A 20,544-nucleotide genomic window follows, 5' to 3' on the forward strand; every position below is an offset into this window, starting at 1 on the left:
CGGGTCGGGCCGCTGGCGACGGAAGATCACGGCCGGGCCTCCGGAAGTGGGCGGCGGGCCACGTCGCTCATCCGGACCAGCAGCGCCACGATGATCCAGTTGGTGACCACCGACGACCCGCCCTGGGCGATGAACGGGAGCGTCATACCGGTCAGCGGGATCAGGTCGAGCACGCCGCCCGCGACCACGAAGAGTTGCAGTCCCACGATCGCGGCCAGGCCGATCGCCAGCAACCGCCCGAACGGGTCCTTGAGGGCGACCCCGGTCCGGAAGCCCCGGGAGATCAGCAGCGCGTACAGCAGGAAGACGGCCACCAGCCCGACCAGGCCGAGTTCCTCGCCGACGGTGGCGAGGATGAAGTCGGACTTCGCCGCGAAGCCGATCAGGATCGAGTGGCCGAGGCCCAGGCCGGCCCCGAGCACGCCGCCCCAGGCGAAGGCGAAGAGCGACTGGGCGATCTGGTTGGCGCCCTGGCCGGCCGCGATCGAGCCGAGCGGGTCGAGCCAGTCCGACACCCGGCTGTGCACGTGCGGCGAGAGCCAGCCGACGACGGCGACCCCGCTGGCGGCCAGGATCAGCCCGATGGCGATCCAGCCGGTGCGCGCGGTGGCCACGTACAGCATCACCACGAAGAGCCCGAAGAAGAGCAGCGACTGCCCGAGGTCCGTCTCCAGCACCAGCACCCCGACGGAGACCGCCCAGATCAGCAGCAGCGGCCCGAGCACCCGGCCACGCGGGAACTGGAATCTCCAGACCCGCCGGCCCGTCAGGGCGAGGGCGTCCCGGTGGACGGCGAGGTACGCGGCGAAGAAGACCGCCAGCAACACCTTGGCGAACTCGCCCGGCTGGAGCGAGAGCGGCCCGGCCTTGATCCAGATCCGGGCGCCGTACACCGGCGGGAAGAAGATCGGCAGCACCATCAGGACCAGCGCGGCCAGCGCGCCGATGTACGCGTAGCGCTGGAGGATCTTGTGGTCCCGCAGCAGGATGACGACCCCGATGAACAGTGCCATCCCCAGGGCCGACCAGAGCAGTTGGGTGGGCGCCGCCGCGCTCTTCGGGGTGGCCCGGTCCAGGCGGTAGATGACGACCAGTCCAATCCCGTTGAGGAGGATCGCGATCGGCAGCAGCAGCGGGTCCGCGTAGGCGGCCTTCCAACGGACCACGCCGTGCGCCAGTAGAGCCAGTACACCCAGCGCCGCTCCGTAGCCGACCGCCCCCGACGGGAGCTTCCCGTCGATGTTGGCGCCGACCTCGACGTACCCGAAGACGGCGATCAGCACCGCGCCGACCACCAGCGCGAGTTCGGTGTTGCGGCGGCTCTTGACCGGGCCGGCGACCGGCGGTCCGGACCTGGCTGCTGCTGAGGGTGACGCCACTGGCCGTCCTGTCGGGCTCGGGAGGCGGACGCGGGGGCCGCATGCTCCTGCACCCTAACGAGGATTAGCCATATTTATTGGCGTTGATCCCGGTGTGTCCGATTTTCGACACCCTGGCCGAACCCGACCGCACCCTGACCGCCCGTCAGTCGCCACCCTCCGTACGGCGCCCGGCGAGCACCGCCGCCCCGGCGACCACGAGCGCGGCCAGCACGGCGGACTCGGCGAGGGCCGCCACCGGGAAGGTCACCCGGGCCGTGCGCGAGGCGGTGACCAGCGACCGGACGACGGCGTTCGCCGGCGAGCCGGCCACCACCAGCACCAGCACCGACGCGCCGAGGCTCACCGGGATGCCGTACTGCGCGCGCAGCAGCACCGGACGGGTGCAGAGCACCCCGACCGCCACCCCCAGCAGGACGCACACCACCGTGCCGAGCAGCCCCGCCAGCAGCACCTGGGGCAGCGGCGCCTCCGGCTGCGGCGGTGTGGTGGTCCGCCCGCCGACCGCCCAGACCGCGAGCAGCCCGGCCACCCCCAGGAGCAGCCCGGTGAGCAGCGCGGCCAGCAGCGCGGCGAGGTGCGTACGCGGCTGCCCGGCCGCCGCCGCGAGGCAGGCCCGCGAGGCGGCGGACTCGCCGGTCGCCGTGCAGCGGACGTACCAGGCGGTGACCGGCAGCAACACCGCCGTGCTGAAGCTGTACGCGCCGAGCAGCGCATCCCCCGCCGAGATCCCGATCACCATCAGCAGCACGTACGTCAGGAAGGGCGGCAGCCAGCGCTGCGACCGGAACAGCAACTCCAGCTGATAGCGGATCAGGGCGGTCACGGCTTCGTCCCCTCGAGCGGCACTGCTCCGGCGGGCGGCGCTGCTCCGTCGGGAGACGTCGTCCCGTCGAGCGGCCGGACCGAACGGATGTGGGCGGCGGGCTGCCCGGTGAGCAGGCGGCGCAGCAGCGCGTCGGAGTGCCGGGCCGGTACGTCGAGGACCGTCCCGCCGTCGGCCGACCGCCTGCGGTCCGGGTCGCCCGGCAGCCACTCCGGCAGTGGACCGCCGCCCACCTCGATCCGTACCGAGCGGCCCGAGCCGTCGTCCGGTGACGGGTCGACAGCGCGCAGCTCGCCGTCCCGGACGGCGTACGCGGCGGTGGCCACGCCCGCCAGCCGGTTGGGGTCGTGGTCCACGAAGAGCACCCGGCCGCCCTGGGCGGCGCGTTCGGCGGCCGCCTCGTCCAGCAGCAGCCGGGCCGCCTGGTCGAGGCCCGTCCAGGCTTCGTCCAGCAGCAGTACGTCGGCCTCGGCGAGCAGGGCCTGGGCGACGGCGACCTTCTGGCAGGTGCCCTTGGAGAGCCGGCTCAGCGGGGTGCCGGACCGGTCGGCGATGCCGAAGCGGTCCAGCCAGTACCCGGCCCGGCGGGCGGACTCGGCGGCGGACAGCCCGTGGATCCGGCCGAGGTGGCCCAGGTACGTCCGCGCGTCGAACGGCAGCGCGGGCGGGAAGCGTTCGGGCACGTACGCCCGGCGGCCGGGCACCACGACCGTCCCCGCACTGGGCGGCTCGACGCCGCCGACCAACTTGAGCAGCGTCGACTTGCCACTGCCGTTCGCCCCCTCGATCCGCACCAACTCACCTGGCCCTACGGCGAGTTCCACACCGTTCAGAATCCATGGCGCACCTCGGCCGTACCGCTTGCCGACCCCGCTCAGCCTCACCCGGCACCCCTCTCCCCTTGGGCCGCAGCCTAGTTCGCCCCGAAAGGTGCCGCATTGGTCATTCGGAACTGATGATCCATAGGATGCGGCCCGTGACGACCACCAGACGACGACTGCCCGCCGGGCCGCTGGGGCTGCTCGCGGCTCTCGCGATAACCGCGGGCGCTCTGCTCAGCGGCCTCCCGGCGTACGCCGACGAACCCACCAGCCCCCCGGCCCCGACCACGACCGAGGGCGGCAGCACCGAGGCCCCCAGAGTCGACCTCATCCTCGACGTCAGCGGCTCGATGGGGGCCACCGACATCGAGGGCAAGAGCCGGATCTCGGTCGCCCAGCGGTCGATCGACGAGGTGATCGACGCCCTGCCCCCCGAGGCCCAGTTCGGCGTCCGCACGCTCGGCGCGACGTACCCGGTGAGCGACAAGACCGACGGCTGCACGGACACCAAGGTGCTCTTCCCGGTCGGGACGACGGACAAGGTCGAGGCCAAGACGGCCATCGCCACCCTCCGCCCCACCGGCTGGACCCCGATCGGCCTCGCCCTGCGCGGCGCCGCCCAGGACCTCGGCACCGGGCAGACCACCCGCCGGATCGTGCTGATCACCGACGGCGAGGACGACTGCTCCCCGCCGGACCCGTGCGACGTGGCCCGTGAACTCGCCGCCCAGGGCACCCACCTGGTGGTCGACACGCTGGGCCTGTCCCACGACGGCAAGATCGATCAGCAGCTGCAGTGCATCGCCAACGCGACCGGCGGCACCTTCACCGACATCCACACCCAGGTCCAGCTGACCAACAGGGTCGAGCAGCTCGTCAACCGCGCCGCCGACACCTACCAGGTGACCCCCGCCAAGACGGCGGGCACCGACCAGTGCGCCACCGCGCCGCTCCTGGCGCCCGGTGTCTACAGCGACCGGGAGAAGTTCTCCGAGCACCGGATCTACCGGGTGCCGGTCAAGCCCGGCCAGGAGCTGCGCGCCTCGGTCAGCGTCTCGCTGGACCGCGCGGTCGCCCGCGACTACGGCGTACTGCTGCAGGCCACCGACCAGGGCGGCCAGGAGCTGGTACGCGGCTCGGACGCGGGCAGCGGCCGGACGGACGTCGCCTCGACGGGCCTCCGCTGGTCGGCCCCGGCGGTCACCGCCTCGCCGTCCACGCTCACCACCAGCGCTGCCGCCGCCTCCGCTGCCGCCAGTCCTGCGGTCTGCCTGGTCGTCAGCAACTCCTTCGCCCCGCAGCCGGGCACCCAGGCCGACCCCGGCCTGCCGCTCGAACTGACCGTGGCCGTGGCAGCCGCCTCCCCCGCCCCCGACGGCCCGGCTGCCGGGCTCGGACGCGGCTGGGTGCTGCTGCTGGTGCTCACCGGTGCCGGCCTGCTGACCGGCCTGCTCTTCGGCTGGATCGCACGCTGGCGGATCGCTGTCTGGCGGGAGAACTGACCATGCGACTTACTGTGCGTAAGACAATCCTCCGAGCGGGCCTGCTCGCCCTCGGCCTGGTCCCGGTGCTGGCTCCGGCCGCCACCGCCGCCACGCCGTCCCCGTCCGCGTCCTCCGCGTCCGGGTCCCCTGCCCCGGTGACCACGGCCGGTACGTCCTTCCTCACCGCGACCACGCTCGCGCCCGGCCAGGACGCCGCCGTACCCGCCTCCACCGGCGACTACCTCTACTGGGCCTTCGCCGCCTCCGAGGGGCAGACCGACACCGTACGGGTGACCGTCACCCTGCCACCCGCCGCCCAGCGGCACAGCCCGCAGACCTGGTCGGTCGAGCTGTTCGACGGGCTGCGCCGCCGCCAGTCCTGCACTGCGGGACCGCAGAACGCGACGGCCGCCACCGCCGACGACTCGGTGGCGCTGAGCTGCACGCTCCGGCAGATCCGCTCCTGGGCCGAGCCGTGGTCGGGCGACCCGCTGCCGGGCACGTACTACGTCCGGCTGTCGCTGACGGATGTGGACGCCCAAGACCTCGGCCTCGCGGCCCAGGTGCAGCTGCACATCACCGCCAAGGGCGGGGCGGACAACGCCCAGCCCGAGGGCGGCGAGTTCAAGGCCCCCCTGGTCCCGCCGGTCAACGCGGGCTCCACCGCCGCGCCGGCCCCCACGCTGACCGCCCCTGCCCCCGCCACCCCCAAGTCCCACTGGTACTCCGGCCTGTTCTCCGGCTGGAACACCCGCTGGTTCTGGACGCTCGGCGGAGCCGCCCTGGCCGCCCTCGCGGGCGTCGGGGGCTACACCCTCACCCGCCACCCGCGCGGACACCGCCACCACCACCCCGCACCCCCGGCTCCGGCCCCCCGCTACGACTCGTACGCGGGCCGCTCCTGACGTACCCGGTGTGGAAGGGCCCGGCCGTCTCGGCCGGGCCCTTCCGCGTTCCCCTTGCGGCCCCGCCCCAGGCCCGCGCCGAGGCGGGTGTGATGATGTGCCGTCTGTCGATCTACTGCGATCACTTGGGGCAAATCTTGACCACCCGTTCGCTGGCTGCCCTGGCGGCCGTCAGCCTCGTCGTCGGTGCGGGCACGCTCGCCGTCCCGATCGCGGCCACCGCCGCCGGCAGCACGCTGTACGTGAACAACGCGAAGACCGCGAACTGCTCCGACAGCGCGGCCGACGCCGGTACGCAGGCGCAGCCGTACTGCGGCGTCCAGGCGGCGGCGAACGCCGCACAGCCGGGCGACACGGTGCAGGTCGCCGCCGGCAGTTACGGCGCCGTGGACCTCACCCACTCGGGTACGGCAGGCGCGCCCATCATCTTCGCCGGGCCACCGGCGAAGATGGCTCCGACGGCGCGCCTCTACGCCGGTACCGGGCCGGCGCTCACCTTCGACCATGTGCACGACGTCGTCGTCCGTGGGCTCCAGGCCGTCGGCGGATCGACGTCGACGGGAGCCGCCGTCACAGGGTCGACCCGGGTCACCCTGGACAGCGACGGGATGGTCTCCGGCAACGAGAACGACAACGCCGCGCCCGCCCTCCACATCGACGGGCACAGCAGCGCGGTCACGGTGAGCCGCAACAGTCTGACCGCCATGGGCCGCCAGGGCGCCGTCACGGTGGACTCCGGGGCGACCGGGGTCACGCTGACGACCAACCTCATCGACGACGAGACGACCCAGACCGCGGTCACGGCGGTCGACAACCCGGGAACCGTGATCGTCAGCAACACCATCACCAACATCGACGGGTGCCCGACGGCGATCTCCCTGACCGGAGCATCGACGGGGTCGACCATCGAGAACAACGCGGTGCAGACGGGGTACGCGGGCGACTGCAGTCGTTTCGGGGCCTCAACCCCGGTGGTGGTGTCCGCCGGTTCGGTCGGCGGAACCACCTACGACTACAACACCATCGAGAGCGGGGACACCGGAGCGCCCTACAACTGGGCCGGGAAGTCCTACCCGAGCCCGGCCGCGCTCCTGGCCGCGACCGGGCACGGCGCCCACGACTACCACCAGGTCGTCCCCGCCGGCATCTCCCTGACCGCCCTGAACGCGCCGCTCGTCGACTCGGCCGACGCGAACGCGCCTGGCGGGCTGCCCACGGACATGTACGGAAACGCCCGCGTCGACGACCCGCTGGTCCCCAACACGGGCACGGGGGTCGGCTACTACGACCGAGGCTCGCGGGAGCGCCAGGACCCCTACTCGATCGCCTCCACGCTGTCCGCGTCCAAGGGGCCGGGTCCGCTGACCGAGACCGTCACGGCTGTCGAGAACAACCCATGGCACACCGGCATATCGAGCTACTCCTTCGACTTCGGTGACGGCAGCGCCCCGGTGGTGTCGGCGACGCCGACGGCCACCCACGTCTACGCCGTCAACGGCACGTACCCGGTCACCGTCACGGCCACCACGGCGGCCGGCCGACTCGTCTCCAGCCCCCGCAACCGGACCGTCCAGGTCGTGCCCGTGGCGCCGCTGGTGCCGAACCTCGACATCAGCCACCTCAGAGACGAGCCCAGCCTGACCACGTACACCCTGGCCATCGGCACCACGGACGACTGGAGCATCACCCACGAGATGGTCGACTACGGCGACGGCACCCCGGCCGTCGACCTGATCGATCCGGGCGTCCTCGTCGATCCGGCGCACTTCGTCGGATCCCACACGTTCCCGCACCCGGGTATGTACCCGGTCACCCTCACCGTGACGGACGACGGCGGCAACACCGCCACCACCAGCCGGCAGGTCACCGTCGGCAGCGCGTTCGTGCAGTCCGGGCCGACGAGGTTCCTCGACACGCGCGCGGGCATCGGCGCGCCGAAGGGGCAGGTGGGCGCGGGCGGCGTCGTACGGCTCAAGGTCGCGGGCGTCGGCGGGGTGCCGGCCGACGGCGTCACCGCCGTGACCCTGAACCTCACCGGGACGGGCGCCACGGCGGACACCTGGGTCGGCGCCTACCCGGACGGGTCGCCGCTGCCCACCGCCTCGACGCTGAACTTCGGCCCCGGCCGGACCGAACCGAACCTGGTGACGGTCCCGGTGAGCGCCGACGGCTACGTCGACCTGTACAACCACTCGGGCAGCGTCGACCTCGTCGCCGACGTCGAGGGCTACTACAGCACCACCGCAACCAACGGCGCTTTCGTCACGGCGAACGCGCCGACCCGGGTCCTCGACAGCCGGTACGGCATCGGCACCGGACAGCACGGCGTCGGGCCCGGCGGTGTCCTCTCCCTGCAGCTGCCCGCGAACTCCTACAACGGAGCCTCGGCGGTGATCCTCAACGTCACCGAGACCGACGCCACCGCAGCCGGCTGGGTCGGGGTGGTCCCGGCCGGCGGCGGGCTGCCGGGCGCGTCCAGCCTGAACTTCGTGGCCGGCCAGACCTCCGCCAACCTGGTGGTCGCCCCGATCGGCCCGGGCGGCCAGGTACAGCTCTACAACCACTCGGGCAACGTCGACCTGATCGCCGACGTCGAGGGCTACGTCGGCGGAGGAGACCCCGCAAGCTCCGCGATCGGATCGGCCTTCCTCCCCGTCACGCCCACCCGGGTCCTGAACACCCGACAGGGCATCGGCGCACCCCAGACCCAGCTGACCGCCGACTCGACGCTCAAGGTGAAGGTCGCCGGCGTCAACGGCATCCCGAGCGGGGTGAACGCCGTCCTGCTCAACCTGACCGGCGTCGGCTGCACGGCCGGCACCTGGCTGTCGGCCTCCGCCCACACCGACGGCGCACCCCGTCCGACCACCTCGGACCTCAACCTCGACGCCGGGCAGACCAACTCCAACAATGTCCTGGTACCGGTGAGCCCGGACGGCTACATCGACATCTACAACCGCTCCGGCAGCGTGGACGTCATCGCCGACATCCAGGGCTACTACGCGAACTGACCACCCGACAGTACGACCACACCGAGGCCCCGACGACCCGTCGGGGCCTCGCGCACACTACGGCGTCCGCCGACATCATCGGTGCTGCGAACAGGGCACACCAACGCCCACGTGCTGGGTACTGGCGTACTCCTTGCCCGTCGACGTGAACCATTCACGGGGGTCGTAGCCGCCGCGGGCGCAGAGGAAAGACGGGAAGTAGACGGAGGTGTAGCCACCGGCGTCGGGCAGTTCGGCGGTCAGTTCGAAGGGCTTGCCATCCGGGCGGTTGAGCACCAGCTCCGCTGTCGTGCCGTCCACCTGGTAGTGGATACGGTAGCGCCAGCGGCAGTAACCCAGGTTCGCCTGGGCCCTGATGAGGAACGCCTCGCTCTCGTTCCTGTCCAGCGTGATGTTCCTGGCCTTGGCGCCGGTGAAATACGGCTCTTGGCCCTTGCTGTCACCCTCCGCGTACACCGTGAGCCTGGGGACCGGGGCATCGATGGTCACGTCGAGCGGGATGACATCCGCGCCACCCTGTCCAGGGGCGTGGACAAGGCTGCCGGAGAGCGGCGACGAGCAGCTGCCTCCCTCCAACTCGGGGACGATGTCCGTGATCCGGACCTGCTGAGTGGCACGGCCTCGGAGAGTGACCATCCATTCGGCTTGTCCGACCTCGACGATGTCGGCCTTCTGTGCCCAGGGCTGACCGGAGGTCAGCACTCTGGCGAAGCGTCCGTTCGCATCGTCACGGACCAGAAAGTTCCCCGTCTCCGTGACGTCTCTGACCTCGACCACCTCTATGGCGTTCTGCGGCGAGAGCCTGTCCGGCAGGCTGTCGAGCGCCAGGACCGTCTTCGCGGTGTTGGTCAGTACGTCCTGGAAGGTCATGCTCGCCACGGCCACGAGGATCCCCACGAGCCAGGCCGCCGGTCTCCTGAAGTACTTCAACCGGTCACGAGCAGCCGCAGGGGCCGGACGGGGCCCACTGCCACGGCGGACGCTCCTCCGCGTAAGTGCCCCGGTCCTGCGCACCCGTACCCGGTTACTCGACATGACTCAGCTGCCCTTCGCCCACACTCGACTCCGTAGGGTGCTGACGACGCCCACGCACCAGCACCGCGCCAAGGAACGCAACGCCCGTAGCCCAGCCCCACACTGTGCCGAACCGGACTGCGTCGGCGCTCGCCGCATCAAAGGGGTGAGCCAAGCCGGGCGTGATGCGCGGAGCGACACCGTTGAGCAGGCAGATCTCCACGACAGCCGCCACCATGGCCGCGAGCAAGGTTGCACACCAGCACTCCATGAGCAGGCGCAACGGGCGCTTCCCGGCCATCCGAGCGGCCACGGCTCGGAGCGCCGCCGCCAGCACCGCGAGCAGGACGACGCAGATCACCAGCGTCCCCAGCCACCCGCCGATGTTCTCCGTCTTGAGGGGACGCATCCGCAGTGCCGGGTAGAGGACTCCGCTCCACTCATCCACCAGCGCAGGAGGATGGTACGGAAGCCAGAGATCCGGGTCGAAGGTGATCGAGGCCTGCTTCAGCTGGCGTACGTTCGTGTGCCTCAGGACAGGCCCGCCGGCCACCGCCAGCAGCACGACCGGAATGAGTCCGGCGAAGATCGCGTCTCGGTGCTCACGCGCGGCGGCAAGTACCGGAACCGGTTCTGGCTCCGTGCTGCCACCGCATCCGTCAGCCGTCTCCCCCACCAGTTCCCGAACGGTCGGCAGGCGCCGCAGGAGCCACATCGCCGCCCACGGGGGAAGTACGACCCAGCCGGTCAGCAGTGCGAACTGCACGGGCGCGGCCCACTCCTGCTTCAACTGGAGATAGACGAACCAATCGGTGTAGGTCAGACCCGACGGGCGCCGAGCGGGGTCCATGGCGAGGCTGAGCAACTCGGCGATCCCCGCAGCGAACAGCATCGCCCCGAACAACTCCAGGACGGTCCGGATCCGCGGCCGGGCATCCGGTGCAGCCCGCAACACCGTGTACATCAGCACGGCGGACAGCACGACGAAGACCAACTGCGGCACCCACCCACCAAGGTGGCCGGTGTCCTTCACCATGAAGCCGTCGAAACTCAGGCCCAGCACCCGGACGTCGGCGTCGGCCGGACGGGAGGCGCCACCGCCGGCCTCAAAAAGGACCAGCGGGTGAAGCACGAACAGAAGGGTCGCCTGAGCCAGGGCGCACCCCCCAGCCAGCACCGTGGACAGCCAACGGTTCACCGTGGCACTCCCCCGAGTCAACACGCGTACGACTAGTGACCTGGGAGACGCTACAGCAGACCGGATGTCAGCGATTGAGGATATTCCGCTGCACAGTCGGTTCCACCGCCCGGGAAGACCACCTCCACAATCGGCTGTACTTCCTTCCGGAGCGGCCGACGAGTCCGGCAATGGAAGCGATCGGTTCTCCTGACGAACTTGCCAAGCGCACCGCCACCTGGTTCGAAGCCGTCCTGGGGAAGCCCATCGTGCGACATGAGTGGGAGCACAACAGCCAGGTCTACGCGGACCGGTACTTGTTCGCGGACATCACTCACCACAGGCGATCCCTCACAAATGCGCCAACAGCATCGACGGGCTGCCTGGTGGGCGAACTCGGTTACAGGTAACGGAAGATGGCAGCTCGCCCCCCAGCTCACCGTGGATTCGAACGCACGCGCTAGGCTTCGGCGCATTCTGCGTCGCGCACTACCCAAGACTGGAGGGTCGGTGTCCCAACGCCGCCTCACTGCGACCGCCGCCCTGTTCACGGCCGGCCTCGCACTGATACCTGCTGTCGGCCACGCCGCCGACGGCGGCCCCGCTGCCGTCCAGGCCCCGGCGGCCTCCGCCGGGCTGGAGGCCGCGCGCTCTGCCGCGCTGGAGACCTTCGACAGCCCGGCCGAGAAGTCCTACCGCATCCCCCGGGAGCTGCCGAAGGGCCAACTGAGCAGCCGTACGGCCGGCAGCGGCCGGACGCTTGTCGTCGCCCCCGGGTGTGCCAGACCGACACCGGGACGGGCGCCGCGTCCGCACCGTTCTGCACCGTCCAGCACGGGGTGGACGCGGCCCAGCCTGGTGACACGGTGCAGATCCAGGAGGGTTATCTGCCGGAGTCGGTGACGATCCACACCTCGGGCATCTCCGTCATCGGCATGGGCAACGCGGGCATCCCTGCCCTCGACAAGCTGGCCGGGCAACCCGCGCTGACCCTGGACGGCGTCACCGATGTGACGCTGCGCAACCTCCAGGTACAGTCCGACGGCGTCCCGGCGCTCCGGATCGTCAACTCGGCCAGGGTCACGATGGACGCCGGCCTCGTCTACTCCTGGCAGGGCGACGCCATCACCGTCGACGGCACCTCCAGCGATGTGACGGTCAGCCGGACCTACGCCCGGATCGGGCGTTGGACCGCCGGGAAGGCCACCGTCCGGATCGCCCCCGGGGCGAGCCGGGTCACCCTCACCGCCGACGCACTGGCGAACGGCGGCGTCGTCGCCACCGGGGTGAAGGGGCTGGCCGTCGCGGGCAACACCGTCCAGCGCGGGTGCTCCCCCGCCCTGGACCTGGACGGCGCGTCGACCGGCGTCAGTGTCCGGAACAACCTGTTCGTGGACTCCAACTCCCTCACCAACTCCAACGGCGGATACAAGGAGGACTGCCTGGCGAAGGCGCAGCCCTGGGACCCGAGCGTCCGGGTCGCGGCCGACGCGGTCGCGGGTACCAGCGCCGACACCAACACCTTCTACTTCCCGCCCGGCAACGGCACCGTCCCGTACAGCATCGGCGGGACGGCCTACCAGACCCTGGCCGGTTTCCAGGCCGCCACCGGCCAGGGCGTGCACGACACCGTCGACACCGTGGCGCCCCGGTCGACCGTGATCCGCGGCATGTACGGCGGCCAGGACCTGGCGCTCCAGCAGGGCTCGACCGCGATCGGCACCGCCGATCCGACGGCGCCGGGGCAGTTGGACGTCGACTTCTACGGCAACAAGCCGCACACCAGCCGTGGCGCGGTGGAGTACCTGAGCACCGACCCGGGCCTTGCGGTCGCACTGTCCGTCAAGGACACCAGCGCCCGTGGTGTCGAGGCCGCGATCAAGCTCACCAGCAACGGCACAGCCTCCGGCTACACCGTCGAGGTGGCCTGGGGCGACGGCTATCGGGACTACCCGAGCGTCACCCCGACCACTCCGGGGGCGCCGCGGCACACCTACGCCAAGCCCGGCAAGTACACCGTGACCGTCACCGTCACGCCCAACTGGACGGGCGACCAGGTGGCCAACTCGGTGGACATCACCACCGCCGGCTCGCACTACACCGCCTACGGCCCCACCCGCCTGCTGGACACCCGTTACGGCACCGGTGCGCCGACCGCCAAGGTGGCGCCGTTCTCCACCGTGCAGATCAAGGTGGCAGGCCAGGGCGGCATCCCCGCCGACGCAGTCGCCGCCGCGCTGAACGTCACCGCGACCGACACGGAGCAGGGCGGCTTCATCACCGCCTACCCGGCGGGCAAGGACCGGCCGGGCACCTCGAACGTCAACTACACCCCCGGGCAGACGGTGCCGAACCTGACGATCACTCCGATCGGTCTGGACGGCGAGGTGGAGTTCTACAACGGCAGCAAGGGTTCGGTGGATCTGATCGCCGACATCACCGGCTACTTCACCCGCTCGTTCTCCAGTGGCTACACCGCCACCAACCCGGGCCGCCTGGTGGACACCCGACTCGGGGTCGGCGCGGCCAAGGGCGCGGTATCCGGCGGCGGTTCGCTCACCGTGCAGATCGCCGGCAACAACGTGGGCTCGCTGCCCGCCAACGGCGTCACCGCCGTGGCCTTGAACGTCACCGTGACGAACCCGCAGGGCGGCGGCTACCTGACGGTCTTCCCGGACGGGACAGGGCTGCCGACGGCGTCCAACCTGAACTACAGCCCCGGCCAGACCGTCGCCAACGCGGTCATCACGCCGGTCGGCGCGGACGGGAAGATCAAGATCTACAACGGCAGTTGGGGCTCGGCCGACGTGGTCGTGGACGTCGTCGGCTACTACAGCCCGGTCGGCGCCAGCGCCTACCTGCCGGTCACCCCGTTCCGTTGGCTGGACACCCGGACCTGGGGCAGGGGGCCGCTGTACGACAGCAGCCACTACTACATCTACTCGCGGTTCGGTGACCCGGGCGACACCGGGTTCGTCCTCAACACCGCCGTCACCAACACCACCGGGGGCGGCTACCTCACCGTCTCGCCGGACCCGAACTACATCGAGGCGTACCAGAACAAGTACGCCACCTGGCCGAACCGGCCGCTGGTCTCCACGCTGAACTGGAAGCAGGGCGACACCGTACCGAACCTGGTCCAGGCGACGCCCGGCCCCGGCGGCATCGTCGACTTCTGGAACACCGGGCCCGGCACCACCGACCTGGTCGTCGACGTCTTCGGGTACTACTCCACCCTCTGAGGCAGGTACGTACCGCGATCCGACCGATTCGCCCCGCCCGACAACCCGTCGGTTCCGCTGGCGAATTGCGAGTGATCGCCTGTGGTGAGTGATGACGGCCTTCGAGATCTGTTCTCGGAGGCCGTCATCTGTGGACCGCAGCAGCAATTCCTGACGAGGAGTCAAAGCTGTCCGCCCGCCGCCCCCGAGGATGAGGCCGGTGGCGGCGGGCGGGGTGGTCAGGCCTGAGCGGTGCCGGGCCGGATGCCCGGGGCGTCGGTGGCGGCGCGCTTGAGGACGGCGGTGTTGGCAGTGACGGTGCCGGGCTCGACCCCGGAGACCTCGGTGACCTGGACGCTGCGCTCGCCCAGGAAGGCGTACGAGGTGCGGTCGAAGATGATCTCGTCGCGGGAGCCGCTGGCGGTGTTGGTACGGGCGATGGCGATGCCGGTGCGCCCGGCGGCGTCGGTGGCACTGTCGACCAGGACGACGCCGGGGATACGGGCTGCGGCCTGGTAGAGCGCGGCGGCGAGCTTACCGGGCACGGCCTGTTCGCGGACCAGGTCGCCAATGGTGACGAAGGCCTCCTGGTCCGGCCCGCTGCCGGCTCCCTTCGTCTCGGCGTAGATCTTCCGCAGCAGTTCCTGCGGGTCGGTGGGCAGGGTGCGCAGGTAGTCGTAGGAGGGGACGTTGAGGTAGGCACCGGTGCCCGAGTTGAGCGCCGTGCCACCTTCCGGGGTCCTGCCCTCCTCCGTGAGCCAGCCGGTGCGCCCGTCGGCCGAGTGCCACACCTGCCGCTGGTGGGGCTTGTCGACCCACACCTTCGACGTACCGCCGCCGACGGTCGAACCCGTGAGGTTGGAGACGGTGCTCTCGATGTAGACGTACTGGCCCGGGCGCAGGACGAGGTCGGGCGTGGCCTGGGCGGCCAGGGAGATCCGCTCCACCGCGCCGGCCAGGCCAGTGACGGAGCCGACCGTGACCGGGACGACGGGGGCGGCGACGCGCTCGCTCCGCACGGGGGCTGCTCCCTGGTCGCCGGGTGTGAGGACCGCCACGGTGGCGGCCAGGGCGAAGGACGCCAGTGTGGCGGGAACGGCGATCAGCAGCCGACGACGGCTCCTGGCCACCGGGCGGACCGGCACTGCGGCTTCGGGTGTGCGGGCGATCTCGTTCATCAGGAACTCCTCGATCTGGCGCTGCCGGCCGAGCGGGGCGGCAGCTGCTCCGGCCGCGGGCAGCAGGTGCCTCAGCTCCGTGTGGTCGAGCGGCTGCCGCCGCTTCGGGGTGCTGGTCATCTGTTCCGCTCCTTGTACGGCCGGGCCGGAACCATCCGGCCACCCTGTACTTGTCCGGCTGCCCGCAGGGGTTCCGGATGAATTCTCGAAGCCTGCCGGAGTTCCTTGTCGGCCAGGGCACGCAGCCGGGTGCGGGCCCTGGAGAGCCTGGAACGTACGGTGCCGACCGGGATGCCCAGCGCCTCGGCGGCCTCGGGATAGCTGAGGCCGGCCCACACGCACAGGGCGAACACCTCGCGCTCCCCACGCCGGAGTTTCTCCAACGCGGCTTTGGCAGCCAGGAGTTGCTCGTGGTCGGCGAGGCGGCCGACCAGCTCGTCGGCGAAGTCCGGGGCGGGTTCGGGCGCCGGCATGCGGGCGAGGGCGGCCGCATGCCGACGGGCGGCCCGAGCCCGGTTGCGCAGCACGTTGACGGTGATGCCCATCAGCCAGGGCCGAGGCGTGGTCCCCTCGTCGCGGAGCTTGCCCCGCAGGCGCCATGCCTCCAGGAAGACCACTGCCATGACGTCCTCGGCGCCGGCATGGTCACCACTCACCCGGACCGCGTGCTGGCGGACCGCCTGCGCGTGCTCCTGGAACAACTGCCGGAAGGCGCCGGGATCCCCGGCCCTGATCCGTTCGTGCATCGAAAAGTCCACACCTGTGGTTGTCCGGCCGACACGGAACAGTTCCAGTGATCTGCGTCACGGTCAGGGTGGCCAACTGCTCGCCCGCCCTGGGTCAGTTGGTGACGATGATCCGGCGTGCTGGGCAGTCCACCCGGATTCGTCCCCCGATGGGAATCACGAGTTGTGGGTCGGCGTGGCCGAGGTCGACGTCGACCACTGCCATGGCGTGGGGGGGCGTACTGCTGCAGAGCCCGTATGACGGCCTCCCGCTGTTGCCCACCGAGTTCGCACACCACCTCGAACGAGCCCCCACAACGCAGAGATCCCGCCCGATCACAAGGATCGGACGGGATCTCGTGACCACTCACGAGCAGAACTCGTGAACAGTCGTCGGGTGGAGCTGAGGGGATTCGAACCCCTGACCCCCTCGATGCGAACGAGGTGCGCTACCGGACTGCGCCACAGCCCCAACGAGATGAAACTTTAGCACCTTCCGGAGGTGGTCCGTGACCACCCCCGAGGTGGAGCGTCCCCCGCCGCAGGGCGCTGACCGGCGGCGGGGGTGGGAGGGCTACTCGTTGGCCGCTCGGGGGCGGGTGGCGTAGTCGCTCTCGGGCAGGCGGGTGGAGGGGTCGGCGTACTGGTCGAAGAGGGGGGTGTTGCGGGCTTCGGTGGTCCGGCCGGAGTCCCAGGTGCCCCGGGCGTTCAGGTCGAGGCCGCGAGTGACCCTGGGGGCCACCGGGGCGGTCACGTAGGTGGGCAGCGGGACGGGGACGGGCTCCCAGGAGTCGGGGCCGGCCGCGCTGCGTTCGCGCATGCCGTCCACCCACTCCTCGTGGTCGGTCGCCTCCACCAGGGCGGAGGCGGTGGCCCCGGGCTGCTCTTCGTGGCCGCCGGGGTCGACGGCCAGGCGCAGGTGCGGGCGCCTGGTGTCGACCGGGTGTGCCGCGTCGTGCGTCACGCTGCGGGCGGTACGGCGCTGGACGGGTTCCGACTGCTCCTCGCGGGCGCGGGCCCGCTCGCGGTCGCGCAGCCGCTCGGCGGCCTGCGCCGCCCGGACCCGGTCGAGCTTGACCTCGTACCGGAGGCGTTCGAGCCGCCGCAGGTGGCCGATGTACAGGGTGAGGAGGGCCGCCGGCAGGGCCGGGACCCAGAGGAAGGCCACCCCCGACACCGCCGCGACCACCGCGCCGATCGCGAAGGCCAGGAACAGCGTGGTGACCATCCGTCGGCGGCGCGCCAGCAGCCTGGCCCGGCGCTCCCGGTGCTCGCCCTGACTCCGGACCCGCTCCGCCTCGGCGGAGGGGGAGGACAGGCCGTCAGCGGAGGCGGGCGAGGACGAGGGCAGGTCTGGGACCGGCTCCGGCTCCGGCTCCGCGCCGGAAGCCGGTACCAGGTCGCCACCCTCGGGACCGCCCTGGGGTTCGTCACGCGTTCCGTCGCGTGTTTCGTCGCGTGTTTCGTCGCCCAGGGCCCGGGACGCCCGCCGCTCCAAGGCCGAACGGCCGGCCAGCAGGCGGATCGCGGTACTGAAGCGTTCCGTCGGACGGGCTTCGTTGAGCTCGTCCTGCCTGCGGAGCCACATCGGCACCAGATAGGCAGCCCATGCCCCTACGATGACCGCGTAGATAAGGCCGCTACTGCTCACGTTTCACACGGTACGGGCGTGGGGGAAGCCCCGGCAGCAATTTGGCACGGCGTGTCGTGTGATCAAGCTGATTCTCAGACTATTTTGCCGGTATTTGTGACCACTCGGCAGGTCGGCGATGCCATATCGATATCTATTTCGAACATATATTCAATTACCGTACGGCCGGGTGCTCCTGATCGACCGCCAGCGCTCGAGCATCCCCTCCGGGACCTCCTCGATCGTCAGGGCGTACACCAGGTGGTCCCGCCAGTCGCCGTCGATATGGAGATAGCGGGGCCGCATTCCCTCCTCGCGGAAGCCCAGCTTCTCCACCACCCGGCGGCTCGGGCGGTTCTCCGGCCGGATGCAGACCTCGATCCGGTGCAGGCCCAGCACCGAGAAGCAGTAGTCCACGGCGAGGGCCACCGCCGTCGGCATGATGCCCCGACCGGCCACCCCCTCGTCGACCCAGTAGCCGACGTTGGCCGAGCACATCGAGCCCCAGGTGATCCCGCCCACCGTGAGCTGGCCGACCAGTCGGCCCTGGTGGAGCACCACGAACGGCAGCATCCGCCCGGCCCCCGCCTCGCCGCGCAGGTACCGCACCATCTGCCGGTACGACGGCCGGGTGCCGCCGCGCCCGGGCGGCGCGGGCGGGACGGTCGCCTCCCAGCGGCGCAGCCAGTCCCGGTTGCGGCGGCTGACCTCCTGCCAGGCGTTCTGGTCGCGGGCCCGGATCGGGCGCAGCGTCACCTCGCCCTCGTGGAGCTCGACCTGCCAGGCGGCGTTCAGCTCGCGCTCCCCTCGGCGGCGCGCGGGTGGTCGCCGCCGGCGAGCTGGTCCACGGCGTGCGCGAGCAGCGGGGCCAGGACCGCGAGGCCGTCCTTGACCCCGCCGGTGGAGCCGGGCAGGTTGACGATCAGGGTCCGGCCGGCCAGTCCGGCCAGCCCCCGGGACAGGGCGGAGGTGGGGACCTTCTCCCGCCCGTACGCGCGGACGGACTCGGCGATCCCGGGAATCTGACGGTCGATCACCCGCGCGGTCATCTCGGGGGTGAGGTCCATCGGCGAGATGCCGGTGCCGCCGGTGGTGAGGACGACGTCGTACCCGGCGGCGACGGCCGCGCGCAGCGCCGCCTCCACGGGCTCGCCGTCGGGAACGACCTGCGGGCCGTCGACGGCGAAGCCCATCTCCCGCAGCCCGGAGACCAGCAGCGGGCCACCCTTGTCCTCGTACACCCCGGCGGAGGCCCGGTTGGAGACGGTGACGGCGAGCGCCCTCACTGCTGGATCTCCGAAGACTGCTGGGCCTCCGACGGCGCGTGCCAGTCGCCGCTCTTGCCGCCGGTCTTGGTGAGCACCCGGACGTCCTCGATGGTGGCGCCCTTGTCGACAGCCTTCACCATGTCGATCACGGTCAGCCCGGCGACGGCGACCGCCGTGAGGGCCTCCATCTCGACGCCCGTACGGTCGGCGGTCTTCACGGTCGCGGTGATCTCGACGGCTTCGTCGGTCACGGTGAGCTCGACCTTGACGCCGGAGATGGCGATCGGGTGGCAGAGCGGGATGAGGTCGGGGGTCTTCTTGGCCCCCATGATCCCGGCGATCCGCGCGACGGCGAGGGCGTCGCCCTTGGGGACGCCCTCGCCGCGCAGCAGCTCGATCACGCGCGGTGCGACCCGCACCCGTCCGGCGGCCACCGCCGTCCGTACGGTGGTGGCCTTCTCGGAAACGTCGACCATGCGGGCGGCGCCGGTGTCGTCGACGTGGGTGAGGCGGTCGCCGGTGGGTCCGGTCACGGTGAAACTCCAGAGGTACGGGGCGAATACCGCGCTACCGTACCTCCCCGGCCACCTCAGCCCGTGAGAAGGACCACATCCACGGTGCTGTCAGCCGGTACGGAGGTGACGGACTCCGGTACGACGATCAGGCAGTTGGCCTTCGCGAGCGCACCGACAAGGTGCGAGCCCTCGCCGCCGATCGGCCGGACGAAGCCGTCGGAGTACCAGCCGCGCAGGAACTGCCGCCGCCCGGCCGGGGAGCGCAGTTCGGCGGCGCAGACCGCCCGGACGACCGGCCGGTGGATGTCGGGGGCGCCGAGCATGGTCCGGATCACCGGGCGGACGAAGAGCTCGAAGGAGATGTACGCGCTGACCGGGTTGCCGGGGAGGGCCAGCAGCGGGACGCCGTCGCCGATCCGCCCGAACCCCTGCGGCTTGCCGGGCTGCATCCGCAGCCGCCGGAAGTCCACGCCGCCGTACGACTCGAAGACCTCCTTGACCACGTCGTACGCACCGACGCTGACCCCGCCGCTGGTGACGATCAGGTCGGCCCGGCCGAACTGGTCCTCCAGGACGGCCCGCAGGACCGCCGCGTCGTCGGGTACGCCGCCGACGCGGTAGGCGATGGCTCCGGCGTCCAGGGCGGCGGCGGTGAGGGTGAAGCTGTTCGAGTCGGAGATCTGGCCGGGGCCGACCGGGTCGCCGGGCTGGACGAGTTCGCTGCCGGTGGAGAGCACCACGACGCGCGGGCGCGGACGGACCCGGACGGTGCCCCGGCCGATCGCGGCGAGCAGCCCGAGCTGAGTGGGGCCGAGCAGGGTCCCGGCGGTGAGGACTTCGTCCCCGGTGGCGATGTCGCTGCCCCGGCGGCGGATGTGGGCGCCCTCGGAGACCGGCTGGAGCACCCGGACCTCCTCGTCCGCGACCGGCGCGCCCATGCTGTCGGCGGCCCGGCCGGTGCCGGTGCCGCCGTCCGTCCACTCGACGGGGGCGACGGCCTCCGCGCCGGGCGGCATCGGGGCACCGGTCATGATCCGGGCGGCCTGGCCGGGGCCGACCTTGGGGAGATCACCCGCGCCCGCCGCGATGTCACCGATCACGGTGAGCACCGAGGGGTACTGCGAGGTGGCGCCCACGGTGTCGGCGGTGCGGACGGCGTAACCGTCCATCGAGCTGTTGTCGAAGGGCGGCAGATCACCGGTGGCGACCACGTCCTCGACCAGCCGGCAGCCCTGCGCGTCGAGCAGTTGCAGCTCGATCGCGGGCAGCGGGGTGATCTGCCCGAGGACGTCGGCGAGGTGCTCGTCGACCGTCCACATACGCGGGACCGGGCCCTCGGACTCCGTGCAGCAGCTGCTCTCCGTGGACCCGGTCATCGCCTCACACTCGC

Annotated in this window: 16 protein-coding genes, 1 tRNA gene and 1 pseudogene; 4 read left to right on the top strand and 14 right to left on the bottom strand. The window is 71.4% G+C overall.

The window, feature by feature from the left end; genetic code table 11:
- Positions 1-26: 26 nt before the first annotated feature.
- The 3 genes from P3T29_RS13255 to P3T29_RS13265 all read right to left on the bottom strand — a co-directional run bounded on the left by P3T29_RS13255 (position 27) and on the right by P3T29_RS13265 (position 3,089).
- Positions 27-1,379, bottom strand: coding sequence for an FtsW/RodA/SpoVE family cell cycle protein (locus tag P3T29_RS13255; RefSeq protein WP_280716595.1), 1,353 nt, complete (start codon positions 1,377-1,379; stop codon positions 27-29).
- Between the two features lie 145 nt (positions 1,380-1,524).
- Positions 1,525-2,205 (bottom strand): ABC transporter, encoded by a 681-nt coding sequence (locus P3T29_RS13260; protein WP_280716596.1) that lies wholly within the window; start codon positions 2,203-2,205, stop codon positions 1,525-1,527.
- Entirely contained in the window at positions 2,202-3,089 is an 888-nt protein-coding gene (locus P3T29_RS13265) for an ABC transporter ATP-binding protein (RefSeq protein WP_280716597.1), read from the bottom strand. Before P3T29_RS13265 ends, P3T29_RS13260 begins: the two co-directional genes overlap by 4 nt.
- 92 nt (positions 3,090-3,181) lie before the next feature.
- Here P3T29_RS13265 and P3T29_RS13270 point away from each other — a divergent pair, with 92 nt between their 5' ends.
- The 3 genes from P3T29_RS13270 to P3T29_RS13280 all read left to right on the top strand — a co-directional run bounded on the left by P3T29_RS13270 (position 3,182) and on the right by P3T29_RS13280 (position 8,426).
- Complete coding sequence (locus P3T29_RS13270; protein WP_280716598.1) at positions 3,182-4,528, top strand: VWA domain-containing protein; 1,347 nt, start codon at positions 3,182-3,184, stop codon at positions 4,526-4,528.
- 14 nt (positions 4,529-4,542) lie between these two features.
- Positions 4,543-5,415 carry a peptidase gene (locus P3T29_RS13275; RefSeq protein ID WP_280716599.1) on the top strand — a complete coding sequence of 291 codons (873 nt, stop codon included), beginning with the start codon at positions 4,543-4,545 and terminating at the stop codon, positions 5,413-5,415.
- 137 nt (positions 5,416-5,552) lie between these two features.
- A complete protein-coding gene (locus P3T29_RS13280; RefSeq protein WP_280716600.1) occupies positions 5,553-8,426 on the top strand; it encodes a PKD domain-containing protein in 2,874 nt (957 codons plus the stop codon).
- A gap of 75 nt (positions 8,427-8,501) precedes the next feature.
- On the opposite strand, the gene P3T29_RS13285 is transcribed toward P3T29_RS13280, so the two are convergent.
- On the bottom strand, positions 8,502-9,305 hold the full coding sequence (locus P3T29_RS13285) for a hypothetical protein (protein ID WP_280716601.1): 804 nt from the start codon (positions 9,303-9,305) through the stop codon (positions 8,502-8,504).
- 145 nt (positions 9,306-9,450) lie between these two features.
- Positions 9,451-10,638: a hypothetical protein gene (locus P3T29_RS13290; protein WP_280716602.1), complete on the bottom strand. Its 1,188-nt coding sequence runs from the start codon at positions 10,636-10,638 to the stop codon at positions 9,451-9,453.
- Between the two features lie 755 nt (positions 10,639-11,393).
- On the opposite strand from P3T29_RS13290, the gene P3T29_RS13295 reads away from it, so the two are divergent.
- Positions 11,394-13,859, top strand: coding sequence for a hypothetical protein (locus P3T29_RS13295; protein ID WP_280716603.1), 2,466 nt, complete (start codon positions 11,394-11,396; stop codon positions 13,857-13,859).
- A gap of 218 nt (positions 13,860-14,077) precedes the next feature.
- Here the strand turns inward: P3T29_RS13295 and P3T29_RS13300 are convergent, their stop codons facing one another.
- The 9 genes and pseudogenes from P3T29_RS13300 to glp all read right to left on the bottom strand — a co-directional run bounded on the left by P3T29_RS13300 (position 14,078) and on the right by glp (position 20,530).
- Positions 14,078-15,136: a CU044_5270 family protein gene (locus P3T29_RS13300; RefSeq protein WP_280716604.1), complete on the bottom strand. Its 1,059-nt coding sequence runs from the start codon at positions 15,134-15,136 to the stop codon at positions 14,078-14,080.
- Positions 15,133-15,762, bottom strand: coding sequence for an RNA polymerase sigma factor (locus tag P3T29_RS13305; RefSeq protein ID WP_280716605.1), 630 nt, complete (start codon positions 15,760-15,762; stop codon positions 15,133-15,135). Before P3T29_RS13305 ends, P3T29_RS13300 begins: the two co-directional genes overlap by 4 nt.
- A gap of 94 nt (positions 15,763-15,856) precedes the next feature.
- Positions 15,857-16,019, bottom strand: a pseudogene (locus tag P3T29_RS13310) (LD-carboxypeptidase); the annotation flags it as partial.
- A gap of 120 nt (positions 16,020-16,139) precedes the next feature.
- Positions 16,140-16,213 (bottom strand) — tRNA-Ala (locus P3T29_RS13315).
- 102 nt (positions 16,214-16,315) lie between these two features.
- Positions 16,316-17,392, bottom strand: a complete 1,077-nt coding sequence (gene glpR / locus P3T29_RS13320; protein WP_280716606.1) for a gephyrin-like molybdotransferase receptor GlpR — start codon at positions 17,390-17,392, stop codon at positions 16,316-16,318.
- A 150-nt stretch (positions 17,393-17,542) separates the two neighbouring features.
- Positions 17,543-18,166, bottom strand: a complete 624-nt coding sequence (locus P3T29_RS13325) for a GNAT family protein (protein WP_280716646.1) — start codon at positions 18,164-18,166, stop codon at positions 17,543-17,545.
- Positions 18,163-18,657, bottom strand: coding sequence for a MogA/MoaB family molybdenum cofactor biosynthesis protein (locus tag P3T29_RS13330; protein WP_280716607.1), 495 nt, complete (start codon positions 18,655-18,657; stop codon positions 18,163-18,165). Before P3T29_RS13330 ends, P3T29_RS13325 begins: the two co-directional genes overlap by 4 nt.
- Positions 18,654-19,172: a cyclic pyranopterin monophosphate synthase MoaC gene (moaC, locus tag P3T29_RS13335; RefSeq protein WP_280716608.1), complete on the bottom strand. Its 519-nt coding sequence runs from the start codon at positions 19,170-19,172 to the stop codon at positions 18,654-18,656. Before moaC ends, P3T29_RS13330 begins: the two co-directional genes overlap by 4 nt.
- Positions 19,173-19,228: 56 nt before the next feature.
- Positions 19,229-20,530, bottom strand: coding sequence for a gephyrin-like molybdotransferase Glp (gene glp, locus P3T29_RS13340; protein ID WP_280716609.1), 1,302 nt, complete (start codon positions 20,528-20,530; stop codon positions 19,229-19,231).
- Positions 20,531-20,544: the final 14 nt, after the last annotated feature.

This window comes from Kitasatospora sp. MAP5-34, assembly GCF_029894335.1.
Taxonomy (GTDB): domain Bacteria; phylum Actinomycetota; class Actinomycetes; order Streptomycetales; family Streptomycetaceae; genus Kitasatospora.